28 protein-coding genes and 1 tRNA gene are annotated in these 26,988 nt (G+C 37.8%); 21 read left to right on the top strand and 8 right to left on the bottom strand.

From position 1 onward, the window contains the following. The first annotated feature begins 252 nt into the window (after positions 1-252). Together ACNKXS_RS14580 and ACNKXS_RS14575 are read left to right on the top strand one after the other, a co-directional pair. Complete coding sequence (locus ACNKXS_RS14580; RefSeq protein ID WP_417921502.1) at positions 253-906, top strand: DUF6624 domain-containing protein; 654 nt, start codon at positions 253-255, stop codon at positions 904-906. A 112-nt stretch (positions 907-1,018) separates the two neighbouring features. Further along, positions 1,019-2,053 carry a serine hydrolase domain-containing protein gene (locus tag ACNKXS_RS14575; protein WP_417921501.1) on the top strand — a complete coding sequence of 345 codons (1,035 nt, stop codon included), beginning with the start codon at positions 1,019-1,021 and terminating at the stop codon, positions 2,051-2,053. A 3-nt stretch (positions 2,054-2,056) separates the two neighbouring features. On the opposite strand, the gene nudK is transcribed toward ACNKXS_RS14575, so the two are convergent. Further along, positions 2,057-2,647: a GDP-mannose pyrophosphatase NudK gene (gene nudK / locus ACNKXS_RS14570; RefSeq protein WP_417921520.1), complete on the bottom strand. Its 591-nt coding sequence runs from the start codon at positions 2,645-2,647 to the stop codon at positions 2,057-2,059. 157 nt (positions 2,648-2,804) lie between these two features. On the opposite strand from nudK, the gene ACNKXS_RS14565 reads away from it, so the two are divergent. The 8 genes from ACNKXS_RS14565 to ACNKXS_RS14530 all read left to right on the top strand — a co-directional run bounded on the left by ACNKXS_RS14565 (position 2,805) and on the right by ACNKXS_RS14530 (position 8,349). Continuing rightward, the gene (locus ACNKXS_RS14565) at positions 2,805-3,131 is read left to right on the top strand and encodes a hypothetical protein (protein ID WP_417921500.1); all 327 of its coding nucleotides are present in this window, start codon (positions 2,805-2,807) and stop codon (positions 3,129-3,131) included. A 101-nt stretch (positions 3,132-3,232) separates the two neighbouring features. Next, on the top strand, positions 3,233-3,760 hold the full coding sequence (locus ACNKXS_RS14560; RefSeq protein ID WP_417921499.1) for a hypothetical protein: 528 nt from the start codon (positions 3,233-3,235) through the stop codon (positions 3,758-3,760). A gap of 75 nt (positions 3,761-3,835) precedes the next feature. Beyond that, positions 3,836-4,570: a flavodoxin family protein gene (locus tag ACNKXS_RS14555; protein ID WP_417921498.1), complete on the top strand. Its 735-nt coding sequence runs from the start codon at positions 3,836-3,838 to the stop codon at positions 4,568-4,570. A 287-nt stretch (positions 4,571-4,857) separates the two neighbouring features. After that, positions 4,858-5,508 carry an ATP-binding cassette domain-containing protein gene (locus ACNKXS_RS14550; RefSeq protein ID WP_417921497.1) on the top strand — a complete coding sequence of 217 codons (651 nt, stop codon included), beginning with the start codon at positions 4,858-4,860 and terminating at the stop codon, positions 5,506-5,508. A 77-nt stretch (positions 5,509-5,585) separates the two neighbouring features. After that, the gene (locus ACNKXS_RS14545) at positions 5,586-6,320 is read left to right on the top strand and encodes a class I SAM-dependent methyltransferase (protein WP_417921496.1); all 735 of its coding nucleotides are present in this window, start codon (positions 5,586-5,588) and stop codon (positions 6,318-6,320) included. Between the two features lie 111 nt (positions 6,321-6,431). Further along, positions 6,432-7,328 (top strand): peptidoglycan DD-metalloendopeptidase family protein, encoded by an 897-nt coding sequence (locus tag ACNKXS_RS14540; protein ID WP_417921519.1) that lies wholly within the window; start codon positions 6,432-6,434, stop codon positions 7,326-7,328. A gap of 59 nt (positions 7,329-7,387) precedes the next feature. Further along, positions 7,388-7,615, top strand: coding sequence for a PLDc N-terminal domain-containing protein (locus ACNKXS_RS14535; protein ID WP_417921495.1), 228 nt, complete (start codon positions 7,388-7,390; stop codon positions 7,613-7,615). Between the two features lie 233 nt (positions 7,616-7,848). Then, on the top strand, positions 7,849-8,349 hold the full coding sequence (locus tag ACNKXS_RS14530; RefSeq protein ID WP_417921494.1) for a PepSY domain-containing protein: 501 nt from the start codon (positions 7,849-7,851) through the stop codon (positions 8,347-8,349). A gap of 1 nt (position 8,350) precedes the next feature. Here ACNKXS_RS14530 and ACNKXS_RS14525 read toward each other — a convergent pair whose 3' ends face one another. From ACNKXS_RS14525 to ACNKXS_RS14510, 4 genes are all read right to left on the bottom strand, one after another. Beyond that, positions 8,351-9,067, bottom strand: coding sequence for a glycosyltransferase (locus ACNKXS_RS14525; RefSeq protein WP_417921493.1), 717 nt, complete (start codon positions 9,065-9,067; stop codon positions 8,351-8,353). Between the two features lie 132 nt (positions 9,068-9,199). After that, positions 9,200-9,273, bottom strand: a tRNA-Pro gene (locus ACNKXS_RS14520). A gap of 64 nt (positions 9,274-9,337) precedes the next feature. Continuing rightward, entirely contained in the window at positions 9,338-10,186 is an 849-nt protein-coding gene (locus ACNKXS_RS14515) for an aldo/keto reductase (protein WP_417921492.1), read from the bottom strand. A 43-nt stretch (positions 10,187-10,229) separates the two neighbouring features. Continuing rightward, complete coding sequence (locus ACNKXS_RS14510; protein ID WP_417921491.1) at positions 10,230-11,129, bottom strand: alpha/beta fold hydrolase; 900 nt, start codon at positions 11,127-11,129, stop codon at positions 10,230-10,232. Positions 11,130-11,265: 136 nt separating this feature from the next. Here ACNKXS_RS14510 and ACNKXS_RS14505 point away from each other — a divergent pair, with 136 nt between their 5' ends. Further along, positions 11,266-12,510, top strand: coding sequence for a YaiO family outer membrane beta-barrel protein (locus ACNKXS_RS14505; RefSeq protein WP_417921490.1), 1,245 nt, complete (start codon positions 11,266-11,268; stop codon positions 12,508-12,510). Here the strand turns inward: ACNKXS_RS14505 and ACNKXS_RS14500 are convergent. From ACNKXS_RS14500 to ACNKXS_RS14490, 3 genes are read right to left on the bottom strand one after another with little or no spacing between them, the layout of a single operon-like run. After that, on the bottom strand, positions 12,507-13,958 hold the full coding sequence (locus ACNKXS_RS14500) for a glycosyltransferase family 2 protein (protein ID WP_417921489.1): 1,452 nt from the start codon (positions 13,956-13,958) through the stop codon (positions 12,507-12,509). The two genes, ACNKXS_RS14505 and ACNKXS_RS14500, sit on opposite strands and share 4 nt — an antisense overlap. Then, positions 13,948-15,000, bottom strand: a complete 1,053-nt coding sequence (locus ACNKXS_RS14495; protein ID WP_417921488.1) for a hypothetical protein — start codon at positions 14,998-15,000, stop codon at positions 13,948-13,950. The genes ACNKXS_RS14500 and ACNKXS_RS14495 overlap by 11 nt, the downstream gene beginning before the upstream one ends. Further along, positions 14,997-15,353 carry a DNA-binding transcriptional response regulator gene (locus tag ACNKXS_RS14490; RefSeq protein ID WP_141878209.1) on the bottom strand — a complete coding sequence of 119 codons (357 nt, stop codon included), beginning with the start codon at positions 15,351-15,353 and terminating at the stop codon, positions 14,997-14,999. The genes ACNKXS_RS14495 and ACNKXS_RS14490 overlap by 4 nt, the downstream gene beginning before the upstream one ends. 413 nt (positions 15,354-15,766) lie before the next feature. Between ACNKXS_RS14490 and ACNKXS_RS14485 the strand changes: the two genes are divergently transcribed. The 10 genes from ACNKXS_RS14485 to ACNKXS_RS14440 all read left to right on the top strand — a co-directional run. Beyond that, a complete protein-coding gene (locus ACNKXS_RS14485) occupies positions 15,767-16,180 on the top strand; it encodes a response regulator (protein ID WP_417921487.1) in 414 nt (137 codons plus the stop codon). A 1-nt stretch (position 16,181) separates the two neighbouring features. Beyond that, a complete protein-coding gene (locus tag ACNKXS_RS14480; RefSeq protein ID WP_417921486.1) occupies positions 16,182-16,736 on the top strand; it encodes a heme NO-binding domain-containing protein in 555 nt (184 codons plus the stop codon). Continuing rightward, on the top strand, positions 16,723-19,095 hold the full coding sequence (locus tag ACNKXS_RS14475; protein WP_417921485.1) for a PAS domain-containing sensor histidine kinase: 2,373 nt from the start codon (positions 16,723-16,725) through the stop codon (positions 19,093-19,095). The genes ACNKXS_RS14480 and ACNKXS_RS14475 overlap by 14 nt, the downstream gene beginning before the upstream one ends. Then, the gene (locus ACNKXS_RS14470) at positions 19,092-20,219 is read left to right on the top strand and encodes an FIST signal transduction protein (protein WP_417921484.1); all 1,128 of its coding nucleotides are present in this window, start codon (positions 19,092-19,094) and stop codon (positions 20,217-20,219) included. Before ACNKXS_RS14475 ends, ACNKXS_RS14470 begins: the two co-directional genes overlap by 4 nt. After that, entirely contained in the window at positions 20,216-21,250 is a 1,035-nt protein-coding gene (locus ACNKXS_RS14465; protein WP_417921483.1) for a sensor histidine kinase, read from the top strand. Before ACNKXS_RS14470 ends, ACNKXS_RS14465 begins: the two co-directional genes overlap by 4 nt. Continuing rightward, positions 21,247-21,567, top strand: coding sequence for an Hpt domain-containing protein (locus tag ACNKXS_RS14460; RefSeq protein ID WP_417921482.1), 321 nt, complete (start codon positions 21,247-21,249; stop codon positions 21,565-21,567). Before ACNKXS_RS14465 ends, ACNKXS_RS14460 begins: the two co-directional genes overlap by 4 nt. Before the next feature lie 11 nt (positions 21,568-21,578). Beyond that, the gene (locus ACNKXS_RS14455) at positions 21,579-22,298 is read left to right on the top strand and encodes a LytR/AlgR family response regulator transcription factor (protein WP_417921481.1); all 720 of its coding nucleotides are present in this window, start codon (positions 21,579-21,581) and stop codon (positions 22,296-22,298) included. 127 nt (positions 22,299-22,425) lie between these two features. Beyond that, a complete protein-coding gene (locus ACNKXS_RS14450) occupies positions 22,426-23,505 on the top strand; it encodes a mannose-1-phosphate guanylyltransferase (RefSeq protein ID WP_417921480.1) in 1,080 nt (359 codons plus the stop codon). A 102-nt stretch (positions 23,506-23,607) separates the two neighbouring features. Next, complete coding sequence (locus ACNKXS_RS14445; RefSeq protein WP_417921479.1) at positions 23,608-26,076, top strand: DUF4114 domain-containing protein; 2,469 nt, start codon at positions 23,608-23,610, stop codon at positions 26,074-26,076. 233 nt (positions 26,077-26,309) lie between these two features. After that, positions 26,310-26,988, top strand: a 679-nt coding sequence (locus ACNKXS_RS14440) for a hypothetical protein (RefSeq protein WP_417921478.1), incomplete at its 3' end; no start/stop codon positions are given.

Genomic DNA, 26,988 nt, shown 5'->3' with positions numbered 1-26,988 from the left:
GAAGAACTATTTAAAAAATGATACTTTAAAGGCATGATAATGTAGTTCTAACCGTTATGGTATTTTTATTTACAGAAGCCAATTCAAATTACTGCTTCTGTAAAATTTTCTTTTTAAAGAAAGACAACCACAGATATTTGATTACGAGTACTTTATCTGAAGAACTTAGATTGAAATTATTTTTTCGGAAAAAAGCTGTAACAAACTAACGTTTGATTCGTTGTAATAATACACCATCACAAAATATAATTCATGATCAAAATTATTGTAAGCATTGCTATGCTTTTAGCAAGTAGTATTGTCACATCACAAAATCAACCACAAAACATTCAGACTCAACTGGACTCGATCTGGAAGACCGATCAGGAAATTAGATTTAAACTTATTAAACTTCAGCAGGAAGGGAAAATGAATTCGGATGAAACAAAGGAACTGGCTCAGCAAATGAAAACCCAGGATTCTGTAAATCTGGAAAAGGTTGAAAGTATACTTCAGAACGGATGGCCAGATGATCTCAACATGCAAGGGAATCAAACCATTTTCCTTGTCATTCAGCATGCGGATCTACAAACTCAAAATAAATATCTTCCGGTAATTGAACAAGCTGTGCAGGACAACAAAACATTCCCCGCGAACCTGGCTCTCTTAAAAGATCGAATGGCTTTACGTGAAGGTAAAAAACAAATTTATGGTAGTCAGATTTTTATCGATTCCAATACCGGTAAAAAATATGTACAGCCTCTTCAAAATCCTGAAGGAGTAGACAAACTACGTGCTGAAGTTGGCCTACCTTCCATGGAAACTTATTTGCAACAATCATTTCAAATGGACTGGAACCTTAAAGAATATTATAAGAATTTGCCAGAGGTTGAGAAACTGCTGGAAGAAAGGAAGTCGGCGAAATAAAGTTTTAGATACATATCTTGACTATCATTTGAAAATTTGGAACATCATCGGAATTTTAAAAGTTCATTTTAAGTTATTTTTGGAACAAGATAAATAGATAACTACACACCTAATGCCTGCTACAAAAAGTAAAATTGTTATTCGAACCATACTTTTAGCTGGTACGGTGATATCGCTTTATTTTGTTCCATGGATACTCATCTGGGCGTGGATACTGCCATTACCGGACACCGTGCAGGAACAATTAAACGAAGGTATCCAGCATGGTTTTGATGGCACTATAGTGTATATTCAGCAGGGAGATCAACCAGCAGAATATTATGCAGCCGGATGGCATGACCGCGACCGCATGATAAGAGCTTATCCCGAAGCTTATTTCAAAATTGCGAGTATTGGCAAACTATATGATGCGGTCGCAATTACGAAACTGGTAGCCGAAGACCTTATATCTCTGGATAAAAGTATCCTCGAATACTTTCCTGAGTTTGCCGGCCGAATCGAGCATGCTGAAAATATCAGTATTCGAATGCTTGTCCAGCATCGTAGTGGTATCCCGAATTTTACTGATGTCCCGAACTTCTGGATGCATCCGCCCGACAATGAAGAACAAACCCTGGAACTATTCCTTGACAAACCAGCCAGTTTTGCACCGGGAACAGATTATGCCTATTCAAATTCGAATTATTTCCTATTAGGTTTACTCATGGAGAAGGTGACCAATAATTCCAAAGCACAGGTTATAGAGAAAAAAATCCTTGAACCCCTAAAGCTTAAAAATACTTATTTCAGCCTGAATGAGATTGATCAGGATAAACTAATGAGTGGGTATTATGTTGGAGTTGAAGAAGATATCAAGTCTACTAATTACCATTCGATGATCGCTACTGCGCAGGATGTGGGAATCTTTATAAAAGCGCTGAACACTGGTGAAATCCTTACCAAAGAGGAGAATGGTATCTATTCTTCCATCTATAAATACGATCATACCGGATTGATTCCTGGTTACCAGAGTATTGCAAAATATCATGAAAATATCGATACGGTAGTGATCCAGTTCGTTAATACCGCAAATTTTGATGGCTATACCTGGAGTATTTCTGAAATTGTTTATGCCCGAATTCTAAAAATATTAGAGAATCGCGACTAAGATTTATGAATTTGCCTGTAATAATTTTAATTGTAAATGCTGTAGTAGCATGATCGTTTTACCATCCTTAATTTCTCCCGCTTTAATCATTTTCAACGCATCACAAAACTTAAGTTCCAGGACTTCAATGTCCTCCTGTTCTTCAGCTACACCTCCACCCTCGCCTATTTTCATGTCTTCATGATATTCAGCTATAAAGAAATGTACGATCTCGGTCACCGAACCCGGAGACATATAAGCTTCAAAAACCTTTTCGACATTGGAAATCTCATACCCGGTTTCCTCCTGCGTTTCTCTTCGAATACAATCTTCAGCATTATCCATTTCCAATAATCCCGCACAGACTTCGATCATCATCCCTGAAGGGTTACCGTTCAAAAACGTAGGCATTCTAAACTGCCTGGTAAGAATTACAGTTTCATTTTCTAAATTGTATAAAAGAATCGCCGCGCCATTTCCGCGATCATAAGCTTCTCTACTTTGATTTTCCCAAATACCGTCATTTCTTCGGAAGTCAAAATTCACCTTTTTAAGCGTAAACCAGTTATCAGATAAAATTTCTACTTCTAAATTATCTACTCTTTTCTGTTCCATGTCTTCGGAAAATTTTAAACACGCAAGATACTGAGCAGTTTCCATTCGAAATCGTGAAAACCAGTAATTGTCCATAAAAATTTCAATTGGCTGAATTACAAATAATTTGCTAACTTGAACATCATTGAAAATGAATGTTTTACGAAAATCACAAGGCATGTCTGTAGAGCGAGGTCCTAAAAGTTTACACGAACACAATAGATCATTATTGTATTCCCAGAAACCTAAATTCAAGGAAGACCTTCGGGATCCGATCAATAGTGATCGTATACGTTCGGATGGTGTCAAATTCAGAAATTACTCTTCAGAAGAGCTAGAGCAGGTATTAGCTGAAATAAAACTTAATGCTGCCCGGGATCTCCAACATCAATATAAATTGATGGTTATATCTTCGATCATTTCCGTTTTGATCATGCTCTTTTTAAAGTATAAATTAGATCAAAGATTCAGCATCGTAGAATCTGCAGCTACCGATCTACTATAATCACTTAGATTTCCTGACTTCAGAAAACAGTAATTACAAATAGCCAGCTATCTGGACCATAAATCTTATATTTCAGCTATAAAAAATTTAGAGAAATACCAATGAAGAAAATCTTAGCAAGCCTATTATTACTACTTACACTTAGCTTAAATTCACAGGAAATTTCAGAAAAAGAAAACCAGGATGATTATCTACATGAACTAATCGCAGATCTGGTTCATAAAGAAGAAATTACCAGCGATCCGGTCATCATTTTAAATGAACAACTTCTAACAACCGAGGCTTTGGATACACTAAACATTTCAAAATTCGAAATAACCTCTTATGCCGTTATCAAGAAAAATCAGGAAGATGTAGAGGTCAAATTTGGTAAACAAGGACTGAATGGAGTGCTCATGATCAAAACCAAATCTTTTCAGCAGACCCTAAGCGATAAAAATTACCTGGCGAAAGACGATGTTCTGTATCTAATTGATGGAAAAGCCACACATAGCTCGATGCTTAAAAATATGGACCCGGAAACCATTGCTAAAATTGATGTTTTGAAAGATCAGGATTCTATCGCAAAATATACAGATGAGCAAGTCAATGGAATTATAAAGATTCAGCTAAAAAAAGGGAGTAAGTAATAGTGTACTGCAATGCGTATTACAAACTTTATAATTTTTACTAAATTGAAGGAAGTTTAATAAAAGCATTGAATCATGAGTAAACCAGACTTCAGTAATCTAAGCTGTCTCTATATTAATTGTACTCTGAAAAAATCACCAGAGGAGAGTCATACTTCTAAATTGATAGAACTTTCCGCAGAGATCATGCGGCGGGAAAATGTGAAAGTGGAAGAAATAAGGTTTATCGATCATGATATTGCTACTGGTGTTTATCCCGATATGAAAGAATACGGTTGGGATAAGGATGAATGGCCAGCTATTTATGATAAGATCATGGCGGCCGATATCTTAGTTCTTGGAACTCCTATCTGGCTTGGAGAAAAATCTTCCATGGCCCAGAAACTTATCGAAAGATTATATGCCATGAGTGGTGTTCAAAACGATAAAGGTCAGTATGTTTTTTACGGTAAAGTTGCAGGCACGCTTATCACCGGGAATGAAGATGGAATCAAACATTGTGCGATGGGGATTCTTTACTCTATGCAACATGTTGGTTTCAGCATTCCTCCTCAGGCCGATGCAGGCTGGATAGGTGAAGTTGGGCCCGGGCCAAGTTACGGTGATACCGAGTGGAAAGACGATAAACTTGATCCACCGGCTGGTTTTGGTAGTAATTTCACTAATAAGAATACTACTTTCATGACCTATAATTTAATGCATTTAGCGTCCAGTCTCAAAAAACAAGGCGGTTATCCTGCTTATGGAAATTCGGCGGAAGGCTGGGAAGATGGTAAGCGCTGGAATTTTGAAAATCCTGAGTACAGGTGAATGTAATTCCAGATAATCAATGAGAATCCTTTTAAACTTATTGCTTTTTCAGAGATATATTATTCTTACATCCCTGCCTATCTCTATGCTGATAGCCGCTCTAACTTCTGAATTTTCAAATTTTGGATTCTTTTACTTCCTTAGCAGTGTTTTGATTCACCTCAGTGTTTATAGCATCAAACCTCCTAAAGAACTATATTTTTATTTAAATAACGGAATCTCCAGAGTTCAGCTCTTTTTGAGTACAATTTTTATTTCGGTTTTAATGATCCTTATATCGCGGCTTTTTGAGTAGACTTGAACTGGATAGTGTACAAAAGACTTATGATGGTCAAAAGATCCTAAACGATGTTTACCTACACTGTTCAACTGGAGAAGTAGTTGGTTTGCTGGGAAGGAATGGTAGTGGAAAATCGACATTACTTAAGATCATTTTTGGGTCATTGACGGCTAACAGTCGGTTTCTAAGAATAGACGAAAAGGTTTATACAGGCTCAAAAACGATTCGTGATATTAAGTATTTACCGCAGGATAGTTTTTTAATTAAAAGTATCAGTGTAAAGAGTACTATCAAGCTATTTCTTAGCGGCGAGTATAGCCGAATAGTTCTGGAATTACCTATAGTGAAGCCGTTATTGCGAGAACGAGTAGGCCATTTAAGTTTTGGACAAAGAAGAACCCTGGAAGTTCTGCTTTTGCTCTTTTCTGAATCCAGGTTTCTATTGCTGGATGAACCTTTTAACGGACTCAGTCCTACCAGCAGAGAAATAATTTCGCAGCTTATCCAAGAGAGAAAAGAACATAAAGGCATCATCATTACAGATCATGATTACCGCAATGTAATTTCACTATCAGATCGAATCATGCTAATGGATAATGGTAATCTTCGGAAAATTGATGATCTGGATGGCTTAACTTCGTACGGTTATCTCACTTAGAACTTTTGTAAATTGAGCCTTGCTCGTACTGAAATTTCAGAAAAAGCATTAAATCGTAACTTTAGGAAAAAGAGGCTATGAAAAATCATTACAATTTGTTCCTGTTATTACTGCTTGCATTAACTATGGCCGCATGCGGACAGACAATAATAGATAACAACGACGAGGAAACCTATACTTTTAAAGACGGTGATCCAAACGGAATTGGAAAGTGGTATATGGGTAGAGAGATCGCGCATGTCATGGGTTACCAGGGAATAAACTGGCTGGAAAGATCTGATCGCGAAAAGGAGGAAAATACAAGTCAGTTGCTAAAGAACATGAACATCCAGCCTGATGATACGATCGCTGATGTAGGTGCCGGCAGTGGTTATCATGCTTTTAAAATGGCGAAATTGGCTACTGAAGGCTTTATTTATGCAGTGGATATACAACCGGAAATGCTTCAGGCGATTTCAGTAAAGCAGTCAGAACAACAGGTAAATAATATTCAAACCATTCAGGGTTCAGAAAAAAGTATTAATCTGGATGAGAATTCAGTTTCAAAAATATTGCTGGTGGATGTCTATCATAAATTTAATTTTCCGAAGGAAATGATAGAATCCATGCATAAATCTCTGACTTCTGATGGTAAGATCTATCTGATCGAGTATAAAGCTGAGGATGCGAACATTCCAATCAAGGAAATTCATAAAATGAGCGAAAAACAGACGGTAAAAGAATTTGAAGCTTCCGGTTTTAGACTAGAGCAGAATATTGAGAATTTACCCTGGCAACATTGCCTGATCTTTGTAAAAGAAAAATCGAATTAGCTTTGCAGTAAAAATCGAATAAATTCAGCAATTCTAAATCCAGATCAATTTTAGAAAGTTTTTTAACCTATGACGTAGAAATACCTGTTTCTAAGCATCTTTGTGAGTTTTATGTTCTATGCACCCAACTCATATGCGCAACTCCCGGATATCGAGATCATGCATGAGCACAGAGGGGATAAAAGTATCGAGTTCAGTTACCGGAAGAATAAACCGGGTACATACTATCTAAAGTTGGAGTTTCCAGATCTTAAAAACACCAACCACGGTGATCACAAACAGATCCTGGATCATGACTATGGCAATCTTACCGTATTGCGCCCAATTAATCGGGAAGAGGAAATAGGCTATTCCTATACCTTCTCCTATATACGGGGCATTCCAAATCCTGAAGTAGACTCAACATTCAAGTATTTGTTACCTTTGAAAACTTCGGGAACCGCCAGAATAGTAGAGACCACGCATCAAAATGCAGCCGAAAACCAGGAGGTGCTCTTAGGAAACTGGATATCCTATATAATAACAAAAGGTGAGAGTTTTCCCGTTCACGCAATGAGGGAAGGTGTAGTTGTAGAAGTACGAAATTCAAAATCTGATAGTATTTCCCAAGATGTTAGAAACAGCGTTATTATTGAGCATAAGGATGGAACCTATGCAAATTACCAGGGATTGGAAGATATAAAAGTTCTTCCAGGAGAAGAGGTAAATCCAAACCAATATCTTGGCGAAGCTCAGCAGTTCGAAGACCAGAAATACCGACTTGATTTTTCTGTGAACTATATTTACAGTGAGAAATTCGAAAAAAACCGCCAGAATGCATTGAAACAGGATGAGGCAAATTTTAAATTCCTGAAGCCGGTTTTCTATGCTAAAAATCATTCTGGAACTATCCATTCTGGCAAAGAATATACCATGGAAAAGACTCAGGAAATCTTTACACAGGATTTTTCTAAAAGAGATCTTAGAAAATTTAAAAAGGATCCGTCACAGTTTAACTGGTCAAATTGATCAGGCTTTATTAAATTGTAATGAGTAAATATCTTTAATCAAGAAAAACGAGATTTTATATGTGGAGTACTATCATCATCATTTTTATCATTCTAACCCTCGTTCTATGGATCTGGGCACTCGTGGATATTCTAAAAACCAGGTTCAGTTCTCCCATTTTGCAGGTCTTATTAATCCTTATGATCTTTTTATTTCCTGTAATTGGATCACTTGTATTCTTTCAATTCAAGCATAGGTTTATGGATTCAAAAAGAAGCTTTGAGCCTGTTTTCAAGTCAAGAAATTAGTATCTAAAGTTTACACTATTCTGAAGCTTAGCCGAATTAAAAATGCTGCTACAGTTATAAAATTTTCTTCGAAAGTAGTCAACAGTCTTCCTGGCTATCAAATTTGTTGTAGTATGATAGATTTCTGAAACATTTTCCTATTTTCGTCGGAAGGTGAAGCCCCTATGAATAAACAGAAATCTAGAATTAGACAAGCACGGATCTTAAGAATATTCAGAAAGATACATCGTACTATGGGTGCTTTTTTATTCTTTTTCTTTTTTATCGTATCCATCTCCGGAATCCTTCTGGGAGCCAAGAAAAATACTGCTGGCTATATTCTTCCAGAAACCCAAACCGGGCAAACTTCAAATTTTGAAGAATGGAAATCTATAGCTGTTCTGGAAAATATTGCACAACAAACATTGAAGGATTCAGTTTCCTCTTTATTATCCCGCGATATAGACAGGATGGATATACGAAAGGAAAAAGGTATTGTAAAGTTTCTTTTCAAAAACCACATTCACGAGATACAACTTGATGGTACTACAGGTGAAGTACTAAGTATTGGCCAGAGAAGATCTGATGTTATCGAAAATATCCATGATGGTTCTATTGTAGATGATTACCTGGGCACCGGTGGCTATTTTAAATTGGTCTATTCTGTTAGTATGGGAATTGCATTACTAGTATTTACCATTACCGGATTCTGGCTTTGGTATGGTCCTAAAAAATTGCGTAAGACCGGCAGATAATCTATTTTAAATGCTTCTCTCCTACTTCGTAATGTATATAGTTTCGCTTCATCCATAAATAGCCAAAGCAATCTATTAAAGGTTTGATCAACCTGTTTCGCAATCCAAACTTTGCAGTTCCTGCTATTCTTGGATAATGGCGAATTGGGATCTGAATCACTTTTCCTCCCTGTAACATGATCATTGCCGGTAGAAACCTGTGTAGTCCTTTAAAAAAGGGAATTCGCTTAGCGTAATCTGTATGCATGATCTTTAGTGGACAACCCGTATCATACATCCCGTCCTTTGTGAAAAAGTTTCTGACGTTATTGGCTACCGTGGAAGAAAGGTTCTTTTTAAAAGAATCCTTCCGCTGATTCCTGTAGCCATTTACTAATTGATAATTATTGATTTCCTTGAGCAGAACTTCAAAGTCTTCAGGATCTGTTTGGAGATCAGAATCTATATAACCAGTAAGACTTGTGGATACATGATCGATCCCAGCTTTGATCGCCGCACTCAAACCGGCGTTTTTCGTAAAGGATATGTAACTGAAATGTTCAGATCTTTCACAGATTTCCCTGACCATTTTTAAACTTTCATCTGTTGACCCATCATTTACCAGTAATATTTGAGTGGGAACACTGGATTTTTCTGCATACTCTCCAAGTTTCTGCTCAACGCGGAGCAAGTTCTCTTCTTCGTTATATAAGGGAACTATAACAGTTAATTGGTGCATTCAGAAATATTAGTCAATTAATGTATGAAAATCTTAAACTGCCGCAAATATATAAATATTGCTCAATAGTAGTTTCCATGTGATTCCGAAGCGTAAAAAAACCGACAACACAAATGTTGCCGGTTCCTTTTGTCGAGATGACAGGATTTGAACCTGCGACCCCACGCCCCCCAGGCGTATACGCTACCAGACTGCGCCACATCTCGATTGCTTAGCAAAAATAAGCTGGTTTTGTAGAAATTTCAAAATTATTTCGAGTAAACAATAGCCTTACGAAAGGTCCATTTCTTCCATAAAAGTATCTGGATGAGCTCCAGTACGCGTATTATCTTCCAGAGCATCAATTTCAGCTACCTCATCGTCTGTTAATTCAAAGTCGAAGACATCGGCATTTTCCTGAATTCGTTGTTTATGAACGCTCTTCGGAATAGTTGCAACTCCCTTTTGCAGATCCCAGCGAATTACTATTTGTGCTTCAGACTTTCCGTATTTTTCAGCAATAGTTCCAATAAGCTCATTCTCTAGTATTTCTCCTCTCATTAGTGGTGACCATGCCTGATACTGGATCTTATTGTTAATACAGTAGTCAAGTATATTCTGCTGAATAAGCTTAGGATGAAATTCGTTTTGCAAGACCATTGGCTGCACTCCTCCGAGTTCTTTGATACTCTCCAGGTGATGGATCATACAATTACAAACTCCAATAGCTCTAATTTTTCCTTCCTGGTACAGCTCCTGCAAAACTTTCCAGGATTCCAGATATTTACCAGGCTTTGGCCAGTGAATAAGGTAAAGATCAAGGTATTCCAGTTCCATTCTTTCCAGGGTCTCTTCAAAAGCTTTACGTGTGGTTTCAATTCCCTGGTCTTCTATCCAAAGTTTGGAAGTAATAAAAATCTCTTCTCTAGGAATACCGCTTTTCCTGATCGCTTCGCCTACTCCCTTTTCATTTCCATAAAAAGTTGCGGTATCTATCAATCTGTAACCAGTTTCAAGGGCCGCTTTAATTGCCTTATTTATCTCTTCTCCATTATCAGCTTTATAAACACCAAGACCTAAACCTGGCATTTTATAACCGTTATGCAATTCTATTTTACTACTAATGCTATCTATCATCATCTTTTTTTTTAAAGTTAAGAGTAAGCGAGGAACATCTGATTCTCTAACTAGACTTTAAAAATTCTTTAACCTCTTTAAGATAAATTTCAGGTTTTTCAAACCAACCATAATGACCGCAGTCATCCATTAAGATCAATCTTGATTCTGGAAGAACACTATCTGCATAGATCGCAATATCTTTATGAACGATCTCATCTACACCGTTCAGTATCAAAACAGGTTTATTAAACTTTTTCATTTCTTCGGAAACATCAAAATTAATGAGGTTCATATTCGCCCAAACCTGAGAATTGATTGCTCGATCTGTATTCATAAGCCTTTCTGCTACTTCTGAAGTTCTGGTTGAATCATTTAAATAAGCGATTGCCATTAGTTTCGCCCGTTGATAACGAGTCTCCCGCAAAGTATCACCAAAATTTATTTTCATAACCAATTGATTTAATTCATCGCGCTGAGATCTGCTCAATCTATCATGAAGATTTGGGTAATCTCTCAATCTTAAATCCATGCCACCTGAGTGCGACTGTATCATCGCGCGTACTCTTTCAGGATATTTTGCCGCATAGGCATAAGCGAGCATTCCTCCAAAAGAATGTCCCAACACGATCCAATTCTCATATCCCAGGTGTTTTCTTAAAACTTCAATATCTTCCACCATAAGGTCGATAGTATAGTCGGCATCGTTATTAGACAGAATTTTCGAATTTCCAGTACCTCTTTGATCGTAAGTGATAGTTCGATTATTTTCTGAAAGCAATTGTGCCAGTTCTCCAAAACCATCACTACCAATGCCAGGACCACCATTTATGATAAGAACAGGTTCTCCAGCCCCATAGGTACGGTAGTGCAGTTTACCATCTTTATATTCGATCGTTTCTTCAGACTGAGCCTGAGCATAGATCGTAATAAAAAATAGAAAAGTTAGATGGAAAAGCAGTTTCATAAGCCTGTTTTTGATTAAAAATACGTATTTATAGCGCTGGTCTAATTAAAACGTCACATTGACAATTTTAGTTCAGGTTTGTAGCAAATCCCCTAATATGCTTATCTTCACCCCGGTTTTGCCCAAATCAACCACTATGAATAGATCACTTTTACTTTGCCTGTTCTTCTTTGCGCTTTTGAAGATGAACGCACAGCAAATTACCGAAAAGAACACAGATAGTCTTTACTTTCAGGGATTAGAACTCTACCAGAATAAGCAATATCAACAGTCTTTACAATACACGAACCGGGGATTGCAGCTTGCTCCAGAATACCATGATATCAGAATTTTAAGGGTTCGGAATTTATGGGCGCTGGATAGTATTGACCAGGCTACTACAGATCTTGAATTTCTCATGCAGAATGCACAGGATTACCCGGGTGTTAGAGAACTCACCGTTCGCCATACCAAATTATTAAAGGATCCTGAAGAGGCTCTGGCTTACCTTGAACAACTGGAAAAAACACAGAGTTTAAGTGCGAATATGCTTATCCTCAAATCTGAACTTTTACTTCAGAATAAGGATAAAAAAGCGTCCAGAGAGATCGCTTTAGACCTTTTCAATAATCGTGAACTGGATCAAAACAAGCGATATGTCCTTCAGAATATATTAAAGAGAACCATTAGAGATGAGATTGGGGTAAATTATCAATATATCTATTTTAGCGACGAATATAATCGTGAGAACTGGCAAACCATTAGCCCGGAGTTTCAGCATTATTTCAATAGCAGTGCAGTGATCGCCCGGGTAAATTATACAGATCGTGGTTATGACCAGAGTACTTTGTATGAATTGGAATCTTACCCTGTTTTCAGCAATAAGGTTTATGCATTTCTAAACCTGGGGATTTCAGACGGAACTTTGTATCCAGACCTTAGATCCAGTGCCTCTTTATTTGTCAATATCTTCTCGATATTTGAACTGGAAACCGGAGCGAGATTATTACATTTTTCAGATGAGGATTATTACTCCGGAATTCTGGGACTTACGATGTACAAAGGTAAATTCTATATTAACTCCAGAGTTTTCCTTGGACCAGAGATCAATGATCAGTTAACCCAGAACTACCAGTTAAACGTTCGTTACTATCTTAATAATGCAGATAATTTCTTCTTCTTAAGACTTGGAACGGGTATTTCGCCAGATGAGACCACAATTTTTACGCAAGTTCAGGAGAATCCGTCTCTTGAAGCATATTATTCAAATCTTGGATTGAATTTCACCATTGGACCGCATCATATTTTCCAGGTAGGTGGCGGTTATTTATTCGAGGATATTACTTCAAACAGGCAAGGTGATCAATTCATTGGTAACGTTGGGTATCGCTATAGATTCTAGGTGTCGGAAACTTTAAATCCTTTTCTTGTCATTGTCCCCCAACCAGATTTTATACGGAATATTTTCTTGTAATAACCTTTCATTTGTCCATATACCAGTATTGGATGATACAGAAAAGGTTCGAGATATGCAGCTAGAAGCAGTTCTATAACCTGCTTGGGCTTGGTATAATGATTAAAGTTCTTGACATACATGAAGATAGCAGCTGTGGAAAAGATACATCCTACAATGTAAGCGGCTGTAAATAATAGCACTGCCATCGTCCAGTTGATCATTCCGAAGAAAGCAAAAGCGATAATACAAATGATTCCCAGAAATTCAATAATAGGCGCTCCAAACTCGAAAAACAGCCAGTAAGGATAATAGAAAATTCCCATGTATCGATACTTAGGATTAAAAAACAATTTCCTGTGTATCTTTAGGGTTTCCCAAAGTCCCCTGGCCCAGCGATCCCGTTGCTTAATTAAAATATCATAATCTGGCGGCCCTTCTGTCCAGCATAAGGTTTCCGGTAAATAAACCACTTTATAGGGTAATTCCTTTTCTTCCATCAAACGTCTTAAGCGAATACATAACTCAAGATCTTCTCCAACTGTTTTTGCGTCAAATCCACTTACCTCGATCACTCTCTTCCTGGGATACATTCCAAAGGCTCCAGATACGAGCATGAGTCCGTTTATTTCACTCCAGGCCATTCTACCTAACAAAAAAGCCCTAATGTATTCCACAACCTGTACCATAGGCACCAAATTGTTGGGTAACCGAAGTTCTTTCATCACCCCGTTCTTTACGACCGAATCATTCGCAATTCCAATTCCTCCACCACAGGCAATTATTTCACTGTGATACTCTTCCAGGTAAGGTCTAACCATTTTAAGCAAGGCATCCTGCTCGATAATACAATCTGCATCTGTACAAACCACCAGTTCTGATGTTGCAAAATTGATCCCGGCATTCAGAGCATCTGCACGCCCACCATTGTTTTTATCGAGTACGGTTAGATGCGTGTACTTCGAAAGCGTACTCTTATAGACATATTTAACGGTCGCTGTAGGAATTGGCTGCGTAATAAAGGTCGCATCTCTTCTCTCCAGTTTAAATTCCTTGATGAGTTTTTCCAGTGAATCGTCTTTACTTCCATCATTTACCAGGATGAGCTCGTAGTATGGATATTGAATGGATAATAAGCTTTTCACGTTCTCAATTATGGTAAGACCTTCATTGTAAGCAGGCGCAATAAGTGATACCGAAGGAATATCTGTAGCACTTACAATATCATTCACCTGCAGGAATCGCGATTTCTTCTTATTACGGCGTATGGCACGACTAGCCAGGACCACTCCTGCGAAATACATCGTCATTAGCGCGATCCCGTAAGCAAAGAAAAAATAGTTTGCAGCAAGGAATACGTATTCCCCGCTAAAAAACCTTTCTATATCATTCAACATTTAAATTTGAATTTTCAGGGTATTGTTGGTAATAGAATTCCTGGACCTTCTCTTTATATCCATTATTCCAAAGAATTTCAGCAACATTTAGTTTAAGTTCTTCATTATTTCCGTTAAGCTGTCTCAGGTAGAAGTCCACGTCAATATCAGAATTATCATAGATATAATTCAAAAGTTGCGCCTGCTGCACAGGATCTGCCACTCTTTCGTAGACATCCTTGATATAATCCATTCTTTCCGTAGACAAAGCAAAGGTCTGTATACAGTAAATAGCAGTTTCACGTACCTCATAATCCGTATGCTCCAGATGTTCCATGATAAACGGGATTTCAGTATGCAATTCAAATTTTCTAATAATTCTCATGACCAGTTTCTTACCAAAAAGCTTGTCGGTCTTATAAGCTCTTTTTAACCATTTCATCTCTGGTTTGGGATATAGATCATAGAGTTTTTCGACGATCTTTATTTGTTGCCATAGAGTGATATTTCGTTTAAGGTAAGGAAGAAACCTGAGTGATTCCCATCCCATAAATACAACCATAGCGATCTGCGCTTCTCTTCGCACGAATACGTTCCTGTGATTCTGAAATTTAAAGATCTCATTCATGTGCTGAGACTGATTCATTTCATAGATCTCTCGAATTCCACGAGCTTTTGAATACCATCCCCACTTGGAAATTTTGGTGAATGAAGCATTATAAGGTGGGATTTGCGCATAAAGCTTCTTAAGTTTAAGGTAGTTCTCTCCAAGGATTGTTCGCTGGGTACGTATCATTAATCGAATAAGATACTGCACGTTATTTCTATTGCCTTTACGTATTCCAACAGCTTTTAAGCGATCATTGATCTCACTAATGTGCAAGGGGTCATCTACATTGTTATAAAGATAGCGGCTTACAATATCAGCAAAAGTATACTCAATGCGCTCCAGTGCTCGCATACGATTCTTTCTATAGATCATGGTGACCGCTATGGAAATCCAGTAAAAGACCAGGATCGCCAGCACGCACTTGATAAAAAGTAAAACTCCCGCTTCGGTCATGAATATGCCTGAATTGTTGATTCGATTTCGTCCAGATCTATAGGCACTGCGTAAAAGCCAGTGATATCCTTCAATGCGAAGATCTCCTTTTTGATCTTGTCCTGTCCCATGTTCGTAACCACTAATAAGTTCTTATGTGGAATAACTTCCTGCACCTGAGCTACAAATTCTAAAGGTGCAATTCCTTCAAAAAGAATGTCTGTGATAATGAATTCAAAATCACTTTCCTGATCCTCTATGGTAAGTGCATCCAGCGATCTTATGGCCTTGCAATCAAAATGGTTCACGGTTACAAGCCTTTCCAGAATCTTTAAAATAATAATATCTTCCTGGATGACCAGAACTTTTCGCATGCTCTCGATTTAAGTTGAAATATACGTAATAGGTCGTTCAACAGTAAAAAATAATACAATTAGGTAGATAAAAAGTACAAAATTAAAAAATGAGTAAGAAAAATCTTTCTATATTCAACATGTTTCACATAGTGAATCAAGAATTTTCAACCTTGGAAAAGCACTTTTCATAATGTATAAGTTGCTTGTTTTATAATGGTTGTAAAGAGTATTAGAAAGTGATTATAATAGTTAGCCTGACATGGTTTGTGACTAGGAGAATTTCGTGTAAACGCTATTAAACCTCCATTTTTCATACAAATTCTATTGGTCTACACTAAGGTGCAGCTCAACGAAGGTAAACTCTGCTTAATCGAATTAAGGCCTTAAAACTCGACTTTTATGGCATCTTTGATTGACTAAAATAATTCCCTATGAAACGTAAGTTAAATATCCTTTTTATCGAAGATGATGAAATTGAGGTAATGAAACTAAATCGCACTTTAAATTCGGTAGAATTAAAACATGTGGTTCATAATGCAAGAGATGGTGAAGAGGCGCTGGAATTTTTAAAACAAAAGGATAGGCTACCGGAAATAATATTACTGGATTTAAATATGCCTAAAATGAATGGCATCGAATTTCTAAGTATTTTGAAACAGGATGAAACACTTAAATATATTCCAACTATAATTCTTACCACTTCAAATAATCGCAAAGATTTATTAGATTGTTTTAATATTGGTATTGCAGGATATATCATAAAACCTCTCAAATATGATGATTATGTATATAAACTCAAAAGCTTACTGGATTACTGGAGCATTAACGAACTAATTAAAGTATAATATGAAAGGAATTGTTTTTACTGAATTTCTGGAAATGGTCGAAAAGGAGTTTGGTCTGGAAGTTCTGGATCAAATCATCAATGAATCTAACCTTGCTTCGGGAGGAATATATACTTCGGTTGGAACCTATGACTTCATTGAAATGCAGAGTCTTATCGTGAAACTTTCAGAAAAAACAGGTTTAAGCGTAAATGACCTTCTGTATGCCTATGGAAAAACATTTTTTGCAGTTCTGGAAAAGAACCATGCAAATATATTCAGCCTTTATAGTGGACCTTTGGAAATGCTTGCTTCCATAGAAAATCATATTCATGTTGAAGTTAGAAAACTATATCCCGGTGCAGAGCTTCCAACCTTTCGTATCATTCAGCAGGATAATCATTTTCTTGAAATGATGTATTATTCAGATAGGTCCATGTATATGTTTGCCAAGGCGCTTATGGAACAAACCTTTGCACATTATCATGAAAATTCCAGGATCGAACTGGAAATGGTTCAGGAGAATGGTACACAGGTGAGATTCAGAATTTACAAAGAGCCGCATGCCGTTAGCTAAAAACATTGAAATTCTGGAGCGCGCTCTTATGCGAGAGAAAGCTGCCCGAAAGGCGGCTGAAGCGATTCTGGAGCAAAAGTCTCTGGAGCTTTATAATGTCTCAGAAGAATTACGCCAGACTAATTCACGGCTTGAAGAAACACTCAATAGAAAAACTTCTGAACTGGAGGGTGTTTTTGAAACATTGATCGATGCTTTTGTGGTCATGGAACTATCTGGAGATGTAATTAGAATGAACCAGGCAGCGAAAGATCTACTAGGATACGATCCTGAGCTGGAACCAGTAAATTTAATTGGACTCGTAAAAGACCAATACAAAGAATATACTTTTGAAGCTTTTAAAGAGCTGACCATCCACGGGAAATTTAACAATTACCGTGCGGTGATCATTACCAAGAATGGTGCTGAAAAGATCGTTCAGATCAATGCCAGCATCATCTACAATACTAAAGGTGAACCGGTCGCTGCTCAGGGAATTGCTCGGGATATCACTCAGGAAACCGCGATGAAGCGGCAAATGCAGCACCAGAAGAGACAGCTTGATATTATCTTCGGAAATTCCCCTATTGGGGTGTCCCTCGCCAGATCAATGGACGGTGGCCTTCTTATGGTGAATAGTGCCATGAGCAAGATGTTTGGATACACGCCTGAAGAATTTGAGAAGGTGGATGTTAACCAGATCACCCATCCAGAACACCGCGAGGAAACATTGAAATTGAGGGAGAAGCTTTTTGCGGGAGAGATCCAGTCTTTCCAGATGGAAAAGCGCTATTTTAGAAAAGATGGCTCTCTACTCTGGGCTAATACAAGTGTTACTGCCGTTCCAGACGAAAATGGTGTTACTGAATATCTTGTGGCTACTGTTGAGGATATCACAGAACGTAAAGAAGCCAGTAATAAACTTAAACAGTCTGAAAATAGAATGTCCACTCTTATCATGAACATGCAGAGTGCGGTATTGCTGGAAGATGAAAATAGAATGATAAGTCTTACGAACCAGAGATTCTGTGATCTCTTCAAAATACCGGCTCCTCCTGCTGCTCTTACCGGTGCCGACTGCTCTAGTGCTGCTGAACAATCTAAAGGACTTTTTGCAGAACCAGAAGAGTTCGTTGAAAAGGTGGAAAATTTAATTAGAGATCGTCAAACGGTTATTGGAGAAGAGATTGAAATGGCAGATGGCAGATTTCTGGAGCGTAGTTATATTCCTATTTTTAGTGATGGTGTCTACAAGGGTCATCTCTGGAGTTATGATGATATCACCATTCGAAAACGCTATAAAGAATCATTACAAGCCCAGAAAGATAAATATAGTAGCATAATAGCCAATATGAACCTGGGACTACTGGAAGTAAATACTGACGCCACAATATTAATGGCGAATCAAAGCTTTGAAGATATTAGTGGATATTCGAGGGAAGAACTCATTGGGCAGAAGGCCGGAAAATTATTGTCGACCAAAAAATCCAGAGAGATATTCGAAAATGAAATTGGGATAGAAAACACAGACCAGATCAAGAATCATGAAGTAGATGTGATAGATAAAAATGGACAATTAAGAACCTGGTTAATAAGCGGAACTCCCAATTTCAATATGAAGGGCGAAATTACAGGTTCGATCTTCATCCATCTTGATATTACAGATCGTAAAGACCTCGAAAATAAACAGGTGGAACTTTTAAAGGATCTTGAGGCACAAAACCAGGAGTTGAACGATTATGCTCATATCGTATCCCACGATCTAAAATCACCTCTTCGGAATATTTCAGCCTTATTAAGCTGGACCAGGGAAGATTTTAAGAATGAGTTAGGTGAAGATAGCCTTGTTAATATTGATCTTATGCAGGATAAGGTGGAGAAAATGGACCACCTTATTGAGAATATTCTGAAGTATTCGAGTATAGATCGCAGCTCAGCAAGCGTTGAAAAAGTGGACGTTCAGGCCTTGGTGGAAGATATCATCGCCATGATCTATATACCGGATCATATACAAGTGACGATAAAAAATAAATTACCGGTCATCGATGCCGATACCACCAGAATTCAGCAGTTATTCCAGAATATCATATCCAATGCTGTGAATTATATCGACAAGGAAAAGGGAATCGTTGAAGTAGATGTGGAAGAGAATCCTACTGAATATATATTTTCTGTAAAAGATAATGGTATTGGAATTCCGGCAGACCAGCATGACCGTATATTTCAGATCTTCAACACCGCGTCAGACCATAAGAAATCTACCGGAATAGGTCTAAGTATCGTTAGAAAGATCATTGATCTCTATCATGGAAGAGTATGGCTGGAAAGCACACCTCAAGTTGGCACCACTTTCAATTTCAGCATTAAAAAGAACTTATGAAAATTGTACAGGCAAAGTTTGAAGTTGGAAACTGGATTTTCAAAACTGAAACTCTAGATCTTAAAAACCCGATCGTTTTAATATTTGGTGATCGCCATCTTTTGGAAAAGCAAGATTTTATCCAAAATTGTAAAGATCGGTTTCCATATAAGAACCTTGTTTTTGGAACTGCAGCAGGAGAGATCCTGGGCGACAGAATTAGTGAAAATGAGGCTGTAGCCACTCTTATAGATCTTGAAAGATCCCATTTCGAAATTAAAACCGCAAATATCCATCAGTATAATATGGATGGAATAACGCTGGGAAAAGAATTGATCGGCAAACTGGATCATGAAAATTTGAAACATGTATTTGTAATTTCAGAAGGAAGTTTCATTAATGGAAGTGATCTATTGCGCGGTCTTGAACACGAAGAGAATAAAGATTTTTGTGTAACTGGTGGCATGTGCGGTGATGGTCCAAGATTTGAAAAAACACTCGCTGGTTTAAATGCTGCGGAAGAAGGAGAAGTTGTGGTCATAGGATTCTATGGCGATGAACTTGAAATATCCTTCGCCAGTGTTGGTGGATGGATTCCTTTTGGTCCTGAAAGACTTATCACTAAATCTGAAAATAACGTGCTTTTTGAACTGGATGGACAACCAGCACTTGATCTGTACTCAAAGTATCTGGGAGAAAAATCTGCTGAGTTACCTCAGTCTTCTCTCTTCTACCCTCTTTACGTTAGAGAAAATGGAAAGAAGCATCCAGTTGTACGTACCATCTTAAATATAGACAGAGAGAACAATTCTATGATCCTCGCGGGAGATGTTCCTCAAGGTTCAAGAGTTCAACTGATGATGGCCTCTGCAGATGCATTGCTAAATGGTGCACAGGATGCCGCAAGTCTGGCCAACCAGAATCGTAAGAAGAAACCTGAACTGGCACTTCTAGTAAGTTGTATTGGCCGCCGACTCGTCCTTAGTCAACGAGCAGAAGAAGAGATCGAGGAAGTGATCAATGTGATAGGAAAAGATGTCGCTGTTGGCGGATTTTATTCCTATGGTGAAATAGCACCTTTTTATGGGGAAAGCAATGGAACCCTACACAATCAAACCATGACTTTAACCCTACTAAGCGAATGAATAGTTTGTTGCAACGCCAGGTAAGTAAGTACCTGAATGAAGAGGCTTTGGAAGACCCGAAAATGAAAGCTTTTCTCACCGCTATCGATGAATCCTATAACAATAGTGAAGAACAGTTCAGCATGCTGCAGCGCGCAATGCGTATTAGTTCTGATGAGCTTTTTGACGCCAACCAGCAACTTCGTACAGATGTAATGTATCAAAAGGATATTCTGGATAGCATCACTACTGCAATCAGGGCCTTAAATCTAAAAGAATTTGAAAAGGAGAACGGTGAGTTTGAGATTAAAGACCTTGCGGAACATATACGTGAGCAAAGTGAAGAACTACAAATTGCCGCCAGAAAGCAGGAGCAGCTTCTAAATAACCTTGAGAATAAAAACCAGGTGCTTACAGATTATGCTCATATGGTCTCTCATGATCTAAAGTCTCCATTAAGAAGCGTAAACACTTTAATTTCCTGGATCAAGACAGATAATTACGACAGTTTAACTACGGAAGGAAAAGAGCATTTTGACATGATCCTGAAGAATGTAGAGAAAATGGATGCCTTAATTGAAGGAATTCTTAATTACTCCACGATTGAAATGGCAGATCATGGGCACTACGAGGTAGATACTAAATACCTAGTTCAGGAAATCGTAGATCTGCTGGTTATTCCCGAGGGCATCAAGGTGGAAATTTCAGAAGAGCTTCCGGTAGTAAAGGCAGATAAATTTAGAATTCAACAACTCTTCGAAAATATCATTCACAATGCAGTGAAAAGCATTCAGCAGGATGGTAAGATCGAGATTAATGTTGTCGATGCCGGAAAATTCTGGAAATTCGAGATCAAGGATTCTGGCAAAGGGATCCCTGAGAGGCATCATCATAAGATCTTTAAGATCTTTGAAAAGATCGATACTAACCAGAACTCGACTGGAATAGGACTCTCTATCGCAAAAAAAGTAGTAGACTTCTATGGAGGGCAAATTAGCCTGGAGAGCAAGGAAAACGTAGGAACCAGTTTTTATTTTACTTTACCCAAATGAATGAACAACCAAATTTAAATTACCTGCATCAACTATCTGGTGGAGATAAAGAGTTCGAAAACAAACTATTAGCCGTTGTTAAAAGAGAATTTCCTGAGGAAGAAGATGTTTATCTCAAAAATATAGAACAAGGTAATTTTATTGAAGCTGCCTCAAATGTTCATAAACTTAAGCACAAAATTAGTATTTTAGGCCTTGAAGAAAGTTATCGCTTTGCGGAGATCTATGAAGAAGAACTCCGTGAGAATGATCCTAAAAAGCATAAAAGCTTTAATGAGATCCTTCAGAAGATGAGCGATTTCATTGCTAAGTCTTAAACTACCGGTTCATGAAATGTTTAGTTATTGATGATGAGGCTACGGCCAGAATGATCATAAGTCAGCTTATTGATACTCATAAGGAACTCAATCTTGTTGGTGATTTCTCCAATGCTCTGCAGGCGATCAAATATCTAAACCAGAATCAGGTAGATCTTATATTCCTGGATATTCATATGCCAGATTTTACTGGTTTCGACTTTATTCAAACACTTAAGAATCCTCCAAATGTAATTCTAACGACTTCAGACAGAAGCTTTGCAATAGAAGCTTTCGAATATGACTGTATCGTAGATTATATGGTAAAACCAATAACTCCGGAACGTTTTAAAAAGGCAGTTCAAAAAGCTGAAAATTCTAAACCTGCCAGGCAATCTATTCCAGAACCATCAGAAGCTAATTCAGACGTTAATAAAACTGAGAATGATCTTTATGTGAATATCGACCGAAGACTTATCAAGATCGATATTCCAAGTATATACCTGGTGGAAGCCAAAGGTGATTATATACAGATCAAGACATTCGAAAAAAACTACACTGTTCATTCTACCCTGAAAAAAATCGAAAATAAGTTGCCTGAAGATCTTTTCCTGAAAGTGCACAGGTCTTATGTGATCAATACGAAGCATATTATCGATATTGAGGATAATAGTGTACTAATTGAAAAAGATGTAGTTCCCGTTAGTCGAAGTAACCGCCCGGAACTCATGAAAAGACTAAACCTGCTTTAACAACTTAACTTTACATAATTTCCATTCGTCGCTCTTAGATTCTGCTTAGACGAATATTCCCAATTGCATCGCTTTGTGCCGGTATCTTTACATCAAATAAGTACCTAAACATCAAAATAGTAAAGCGATGAAAAATCATAACTACGCAGTAATCATGGCAGGTGGCGTTGGAAGCCGATTCTGGCCAGTATCCAAACAAAGCAATCCTAAACAATTTCAAGATATTCTGGGTAGTGGTAAAACGCTTATTCAAAACACTTTTAATCGTTTGAACCGCTTTATTCCGGCTGAAAATATTCTTGTACTTACCAATGCAATTTACAGGGATATCGTTATGGAACAGTTACCGGAAATTTCCAGTTCACAGATTGTACTCGAGCCAATTATGAGAAATACGGCTCCATGTATTCTACTTGCAGCTATGAAAATTCATAAAATGGATCCAGATGCCAGGATGCTGGTAGCACCAAGTGATCACTGGATCCAGGAAGAAGATCTGTTTGAGCAGGACATGTGTATGGCGTTTGAAGAAGCTGAAAAAGGAGAGCGACTCATCACGTTTGGGATAAAACCTCACTTTCCTAATACTGGTTATGGTTATATACAATACGATCACAAGAAAACCGCGCAGGTATATGATGTACAAAGATTTACAGAAAAACCAGATTTCCAGACTGCTCAAAGTTTTTTAAACCAGGGAAACTATTTATGGAATAGCGGAATCTTTGTGTGGAAAGCGCAAACGATCCTGAACAAATTTGAGAAACTACTGCCAGATATGTTCAGATTATTTATGATCGGTCAGGAGTTTTATAACAAACCGCACGAAACAAATTTCCTGAGAAGTCATTATCAATATGCTGAAAATATCAGTATTGACTATGCAATCATTGAAAATTCAGAAGAAGTGATGGTTATTCCCGCTTCATTCTCCTGGAACGATCTTGGAACCTGGTGTTCTCTAGAGGATGAACTTCCTGGTGATGCCGAATCCAATACAGTAGTAAATTCCAGATTCATCCCGGTTGAAGCTACAGGTAATATCATTAGAACTGAAAGCAATAAAGTGGTTTTAGTCGACGGACTGAAGGATTATATGATTCTGGAGAATGATGAGGTGCTACTTATTGTTCCGAAGGAAAAAGAACAACAGATCAAAAATATACGGAACGAGGTTATCGAACGCTACGGTGTTCAATTTGCCTGATACCATTTACCGACACTAAATACTTTCTCATCGTCTGCGCACCTACAGCAAACGAATAAGTATCGGCAGAGCCAAATCAAAAATTAATTTTACTTCCAGGTTATGAAAACACTATTACACTTTTTTTGTCTCATTTTACTACAACAGGTTACTGCACAGCAGTTTCAATATCTTGGTGAATATGATGGCCTGGGAGTACCTAAATATCTGGAGCCGGTAGACGATTATGTTTCTGCCGAAAGTATGGCAATGATCGATGCCGCCCTACCGGAAAGTTATCCGGTTCCAGATTACAATCCGCACTACATCTCTGCCGGCTATGATACCAATATCGAACTGGCAGAAGATGCGGCGGTTTGGGTTACTTTCGTGAAGGAAGGTGCTGGTTACAAGAATGTGCTGGGATTTTATACCTATGACGTTAATGATTCTGAACGCTCCAAACCCACAGATAACGATATCACTATCATCTTCCCAAATGCTTCAAAAGAGTGGTCTGGTGGTGGTTTAAGAGAAGGAAACAAAGTAAAACTTGGCGATTTTAAGGCTGGTACCGGGATTGGATGGGTTCTGCTTGCAAACGCCTGGAACGGTAATAATGTTGGCTGGGGATTGTGGCAGGTATTTTCAGATCCACAATTCAATCCTGAACAACAAAAAGAACTAAGACATCATACCGTTTTACTTGCAGATCCTGAAAATGAGAGAATCTATCTTGGCTTTGAAGATATAAGAAGAGATTATGCATCATGCGACCAGGATTTTAATGATGCTATATTTTATGTGACTGCCAATCCATATTCTGCTATCAAAGTGAATAATGTTGCTGATGTTAAAAGCGCTACAGATGTAAGCTCAGCAAACAAAGGAGGATTGGAAAGTAATGGAAAATTAGCGGGTTTAATTGCTGAGAGAAACTTTAAAAGACTAAAAACAAACTATAATAAATATCAAAAGACTAGTCAGCAGAAATTCCATCAGAAATATTCAGTTCAGAAAAACGCTGAAGGAATAGACCTTTCATCTCTAATTCCGGAAACTGGAATGTTTGGGACAGAGCAGGCAAGAATATCAAGCCCTGATGACCTAATGGGAATTACCAATGCAAGCGCAGTATTTTCCGCAGATTATTACCAGGGAGAGAAAAGAGTTGCGGCAGCCCTCATGACAAGTACTTCCATTGGGATCTATGACCATTCCAAGGTGATCTGTGACCGTTTAAACAGCTCTAGCCTGGAAGATATTAGAACAATAGAATTGAAGGGACATGAGCTTATTATGATCAAAATGTTGAGAGCTTCAGGTCAACTGGAATATGCTGTTAACTTTTCCATTCATTTAGACGGGAGTCCAAAACTACACTCCTACTGGAACATTGCAGATTACCCTGAAGGAAATTACCTAAACTTCCAGGTTTGGGGTGCAGATATGGGACAGGTGAGCAGTATTGCAGGTCATATAATAGATAAGATAAACGCATTCCAGACATTGGAAAGCGATAAGATAGTCGGCAGGTACCCTACTGTCTTTGTAAAACGTGGTTTTTATGAGGGCAGCCGGCTTCATCTTATCGTGAAGAATAAAGAAGGTGATTCTGGTTTCACGATCGATGGTAAGATAAGAGAAACTGAAACTTCTTCGGAAATAGATTATAACAGAACATTGAGTTTGGATAAAAGCTATGAAGAAGAGGTCACAGTAGAAACTGGCGGACTGTTTGACATTGGTATGCAGATACGTGGTCAAAATTCACCACAGGCAGATGCACTGTACCTTGCAGACGGCCCATGGGGTATAGATTACCTGGATACTGAAACTAATGTGGAACAATTTACGATACAACATTCAAATTATACAGCAGCAGCTGGAGAGCATCATATCGAGCGTAATGTGGTTGTAAATGGTAGCATCCTTGGTACTGCTAATATTTTCAGAAGTATCATGCCAGGAGATCAGGTATTTGATCCATCTCAATTCGAAGCTTTAAATTTTGAAATCCAAAATTCTCTTGAAATTGAAATGATATTAGTGACTAGTGATCTACAGGACTGGAATGAACGCTACAGGCTTAAGCTCGATCCTAAAGAGGAGATCACAGCTCAAAGTATAGCTCTAACCGATTTCTCAAACTCTACTGGAAACTATAAAGGCGAAGAGTTAAAAGCGATCGTCTTTTCTGTACAGGGAAATTATCGCAGTTTTCAGGAATTTAACCTGAATATCCAGAACCTTGTGTTCTCTGCAAGCGTAACCGTGAATGAGCCAGAACCACTACCAGAGCCTGTGACCGATATCGCGGAAGTGGACAGCCTGGTTCAGAAAAAAGCATATAATTATCCCAATCCATTCAAAACCGAAACAAGTATAGTTCTTCCCATGGAAGCTGCAACGGCTGAAGTTTATATCTATGATCTTACCGGGAAGATCATCTATTCCAAAATACACGATGATGTTCGAACAAATAATGAATTGCCTGTAAGATTAAGAGCTGTAAATCCCGGAATTTACAAAGGGGTGCTTATTTTGAACGGAAGGCATAAATTTACACTTAGTTTGTTGGTTACTCACTAAGTTTTTAGGTGGTTAGGTTGATAAGCCAGGGAGGGGTCCCTGGCTTATCGTTTTGGAATAACTAGTAATTTTTACTATTTATTGAAATTGATTCATAAAACAAATTTTTTTAACAAGTGTTTAATTAATTTAATTTTATATTTATCTTTAATACCGTAAATTTTTTAGATGTCTTGTCCCCGAAAATATTGAACTAAATCCAATACTGAACCAATTTTATTCGCTTTACCATAGTGATTAAAAGAATAATTAAATATTATTTACCACTCTTTACCGCAAGCGTTTTGTTTTCGGTTTGGATTTTTTATAACGAAAAATCAAACCTCGCCAATTTAGAACTCAAAGATCTTGCTGCTAAATCTAATCTAATAGTTGAAAGTATTACACCAGTTATTAGTAGTATTTTCTACTGGAGTCAATATGACTTTGTAGAAGCTGATTTTAAACCTGCTAGGAATAGTAAGTTCGAAGAGAAACTTGGAAACTTCATGGTAGGCACCAATCAGTTCAGTCAATTCAGACTGATTAATATAAATGGAGATGAAGTCTTTAGAATTGACAGAACAAATGATGGCATTCAAAGGCGAAAGAATCTTCAGAATAAAAGCAATAACGGATATTTTCAAAAAACCATAGCCTTGGATAGCGGTGTGCTTTATATATCTCCTCTTAACCTCAATAAAGAGTTTGGTAAAGTTGAAAAACCCTACAAACCGGTAGTAAGAGCAAGTGCACCATTGTTTTCCGGGAATGGTGATCGATTGGGGATTGTGGTGATCAATTACGATGCGAAAGCACTTCTAAAATCACTAAATCAAGAACTGACCTCGGACTTCTACGTTATTGATAGCGACGCAAATTATATATCCAATTCAAAAGATAGATCAAGAGAATTTGAAAAATTTAAGGTGC

Source organism: Christiangramia marina, from assembly GCF_048285865.1.
GTDB lineage: Bacteria > Bacteroidota > Bacteroidia > Flavobacteriales > Flavobacteriaceae > Christiangramia > Christiangramia marina.
Note: the sequence above shows the minus strand (reverse complement) of the source record. Positions and strands in the feature narration are given on the sequence as shown.

Bases quoted from the DNA above. Each gene is read 5' to 3' on its own strand.
- ACNKXS_RS14580 (WP_417921502.1), top strand. From the start codon at position 253: ATGATCAAAATTATTGTAAGCATTGCTATGCTTTTAGCAAGTAGTATT.
- ACNKXS_RS14575 (WP_417921501.1), top strand. From the start codon at position 1,019: ATGCCTGCTACAAAAAGTAAAATTGTTATTCGAACCATACTTTTAGCT.
- nudK (WP_417921520.1), bottom strand. From the start codon at position 2,647: ATGGAACAGAAAAGAGTAGATAATTTAGAAGTAGAAATTTTATCTGAT.
- ACNKXS_RS14565 (WP_417921500.1), top strand. From the start codon at position 2,805: ATGTCTGTAGAGCGAGGTCCTAAAAGTTTACACGAACACAATAGATCA.
- ACNKXS_RS14560 (WP_417921499.1), top strand. From the start codon at position 3,233: ATGAAGAAAATCTTAGCAAGCCTATTATTACTACTTACACTTAGCTTA.
- ACNKXS_RS14555 (WP_417921498.1), top strand. From the start codon at position 3,836: ATGAGTAAACCAGACTTCAGTAATCTAAGCTGTCTCTATATTAATTGT.
- ACNKXS_RS14545 (WP_417921496.1), top strand. From the start codon at position 5,586: ATGAAAAATCATTACAATTTGTTCCTGTTATTACTGCTTGCATTAACT.
- ACNKXS_RS14540 (WP_417921519.1), top strand. From the start codon at position 6,432: ATGTTCTATGCACCCAACTCATATGCGCAACTCCCGGATATCGAGATC.
- ACNKXS_RS14535 (WP_417921495.1), top strand. From the start codon at position 7,388: ATGTGGAGTACTATCATCATCATTTTTATCATTCTAACCCTCGTTCTA.
- ACNKXS_RS14530 (WP_417921494.1), top strand. From the start codon at position 7,849: ATGGGTGCTTTTTTATTCTTTTTCTTTTTTATCGTATCCATCTCCGGA.
- ACNKXS_RS14525 (WP_417921493.1), bottom strand. From the start codon at position 9,067: ATGCACCAATTAACTGTTATAGTTCCCTTATATAACGAAGAAGAGAAC.
- ACNKXS_RS14515 (WP_417921492.1), bottom strand. From the start codon at position 10,186: ATGATGATAGATAGCATTAGTAGTAAAATAGAATTGCATAACGGTTAT.
- ACNKXS_RS14510 (WP_417921491.1), bottom strand. From the start codon at position 11,129: ATGAAACTGCTTTTCCATCTAACTTTTCTATTTTTTATTACGATCTAT.
- ACNKXS_RS14505 (WP_417921490.1), top strand. From the start codon at position 11,266: ATGAATAGATCACTTTTACTTTGCCTGTTCTTCTTTGCGCTTTTGAAG.
- ACNKXS_RS14500 (WP_417921489.1), bottom strand. From the start codon at position 13,958: ATGTTGAATGATATAGAAAGGTTTTTTAGCGGGGAATACGTATTCCTT.
- ACNKXS_RS14495 (WP_417921488.1), bottom strand. From the start codon at position 15,000: ATGACCGAAGCGGGAGTTTTACTTTTTATCAAGTGCGTGCTGGCGATC.
- ACNKXS_RS14490 (WP_141878209.1), bottom strand. From the start codon at position 15,353: ATGCGAAAAGTTCTGGTCATCCAGGAAGATATTATTATTTTAAAGATT.
- ACNKXS_RS14485 (WP_417921487.1), top strand. From the start codon at position 15,767: ATGAAACGTAAGTTAAATATCCTTTTTATCGAAGATGATGAAATTGAG.
- ACNKXS_RS14480 (WP_417921486.1), top strand. From the start codon at position 16,182: ATGAAAGGAATTGTTTTTACTGAATTTCTGGAAATGGTCGAAAAGGAG.
- ACNKXS_RS14475 (WP_417921485.1), top strand. From the start codon at position 16,723: ATGCCGTTAGCTAAAAACATTGAAATTCTGGAGCGCGCTCTTATGCGA.
- ACNKXS_RS14470 (WP_417921484.1), top strand. From the start codon at position 19,092: ATGAAAATTGTACAGGCAAAGTTTGAAGTTGGAAACTGGATTTTCAAA.
- ACNKXS_RS14465 (WP_417921483.1), top strand. From the start codon at position 20,216: ATGAATAGTTTGTTGCAACGCCAGGTAAGTAAGTACCTGAATGAAGAG.
- ACNKXS_RS14460 (WP_417921482.1), top strand. From the start codon at position 21,247: ATGAATGAACAACCAAATTTAAATTACCTGCATCAACTATCTGGTGGA.
- ACNKXS_RS14455 (WP_417921481.1), top strand. From the start codon at position 21,579: ATGAAATGTTTAGTTATTGATGATGAGGCTACGGCCAGAATGATCATA.
- ACNKXS_RS14450 (WP_417921480.1), top strand. From the start codon at position 22,426: ATGAAAAATCATAACTACGCAGTAATCATGGCAGGTGGCGTTGGAAGC.
- ACNKXS_RS14445 (WP_417921479.1), top strand. From the start codon at position 23,608: ATGAAAACACTATTACACTTTTTTTGTCTCATTTTACTACAACAGGTT.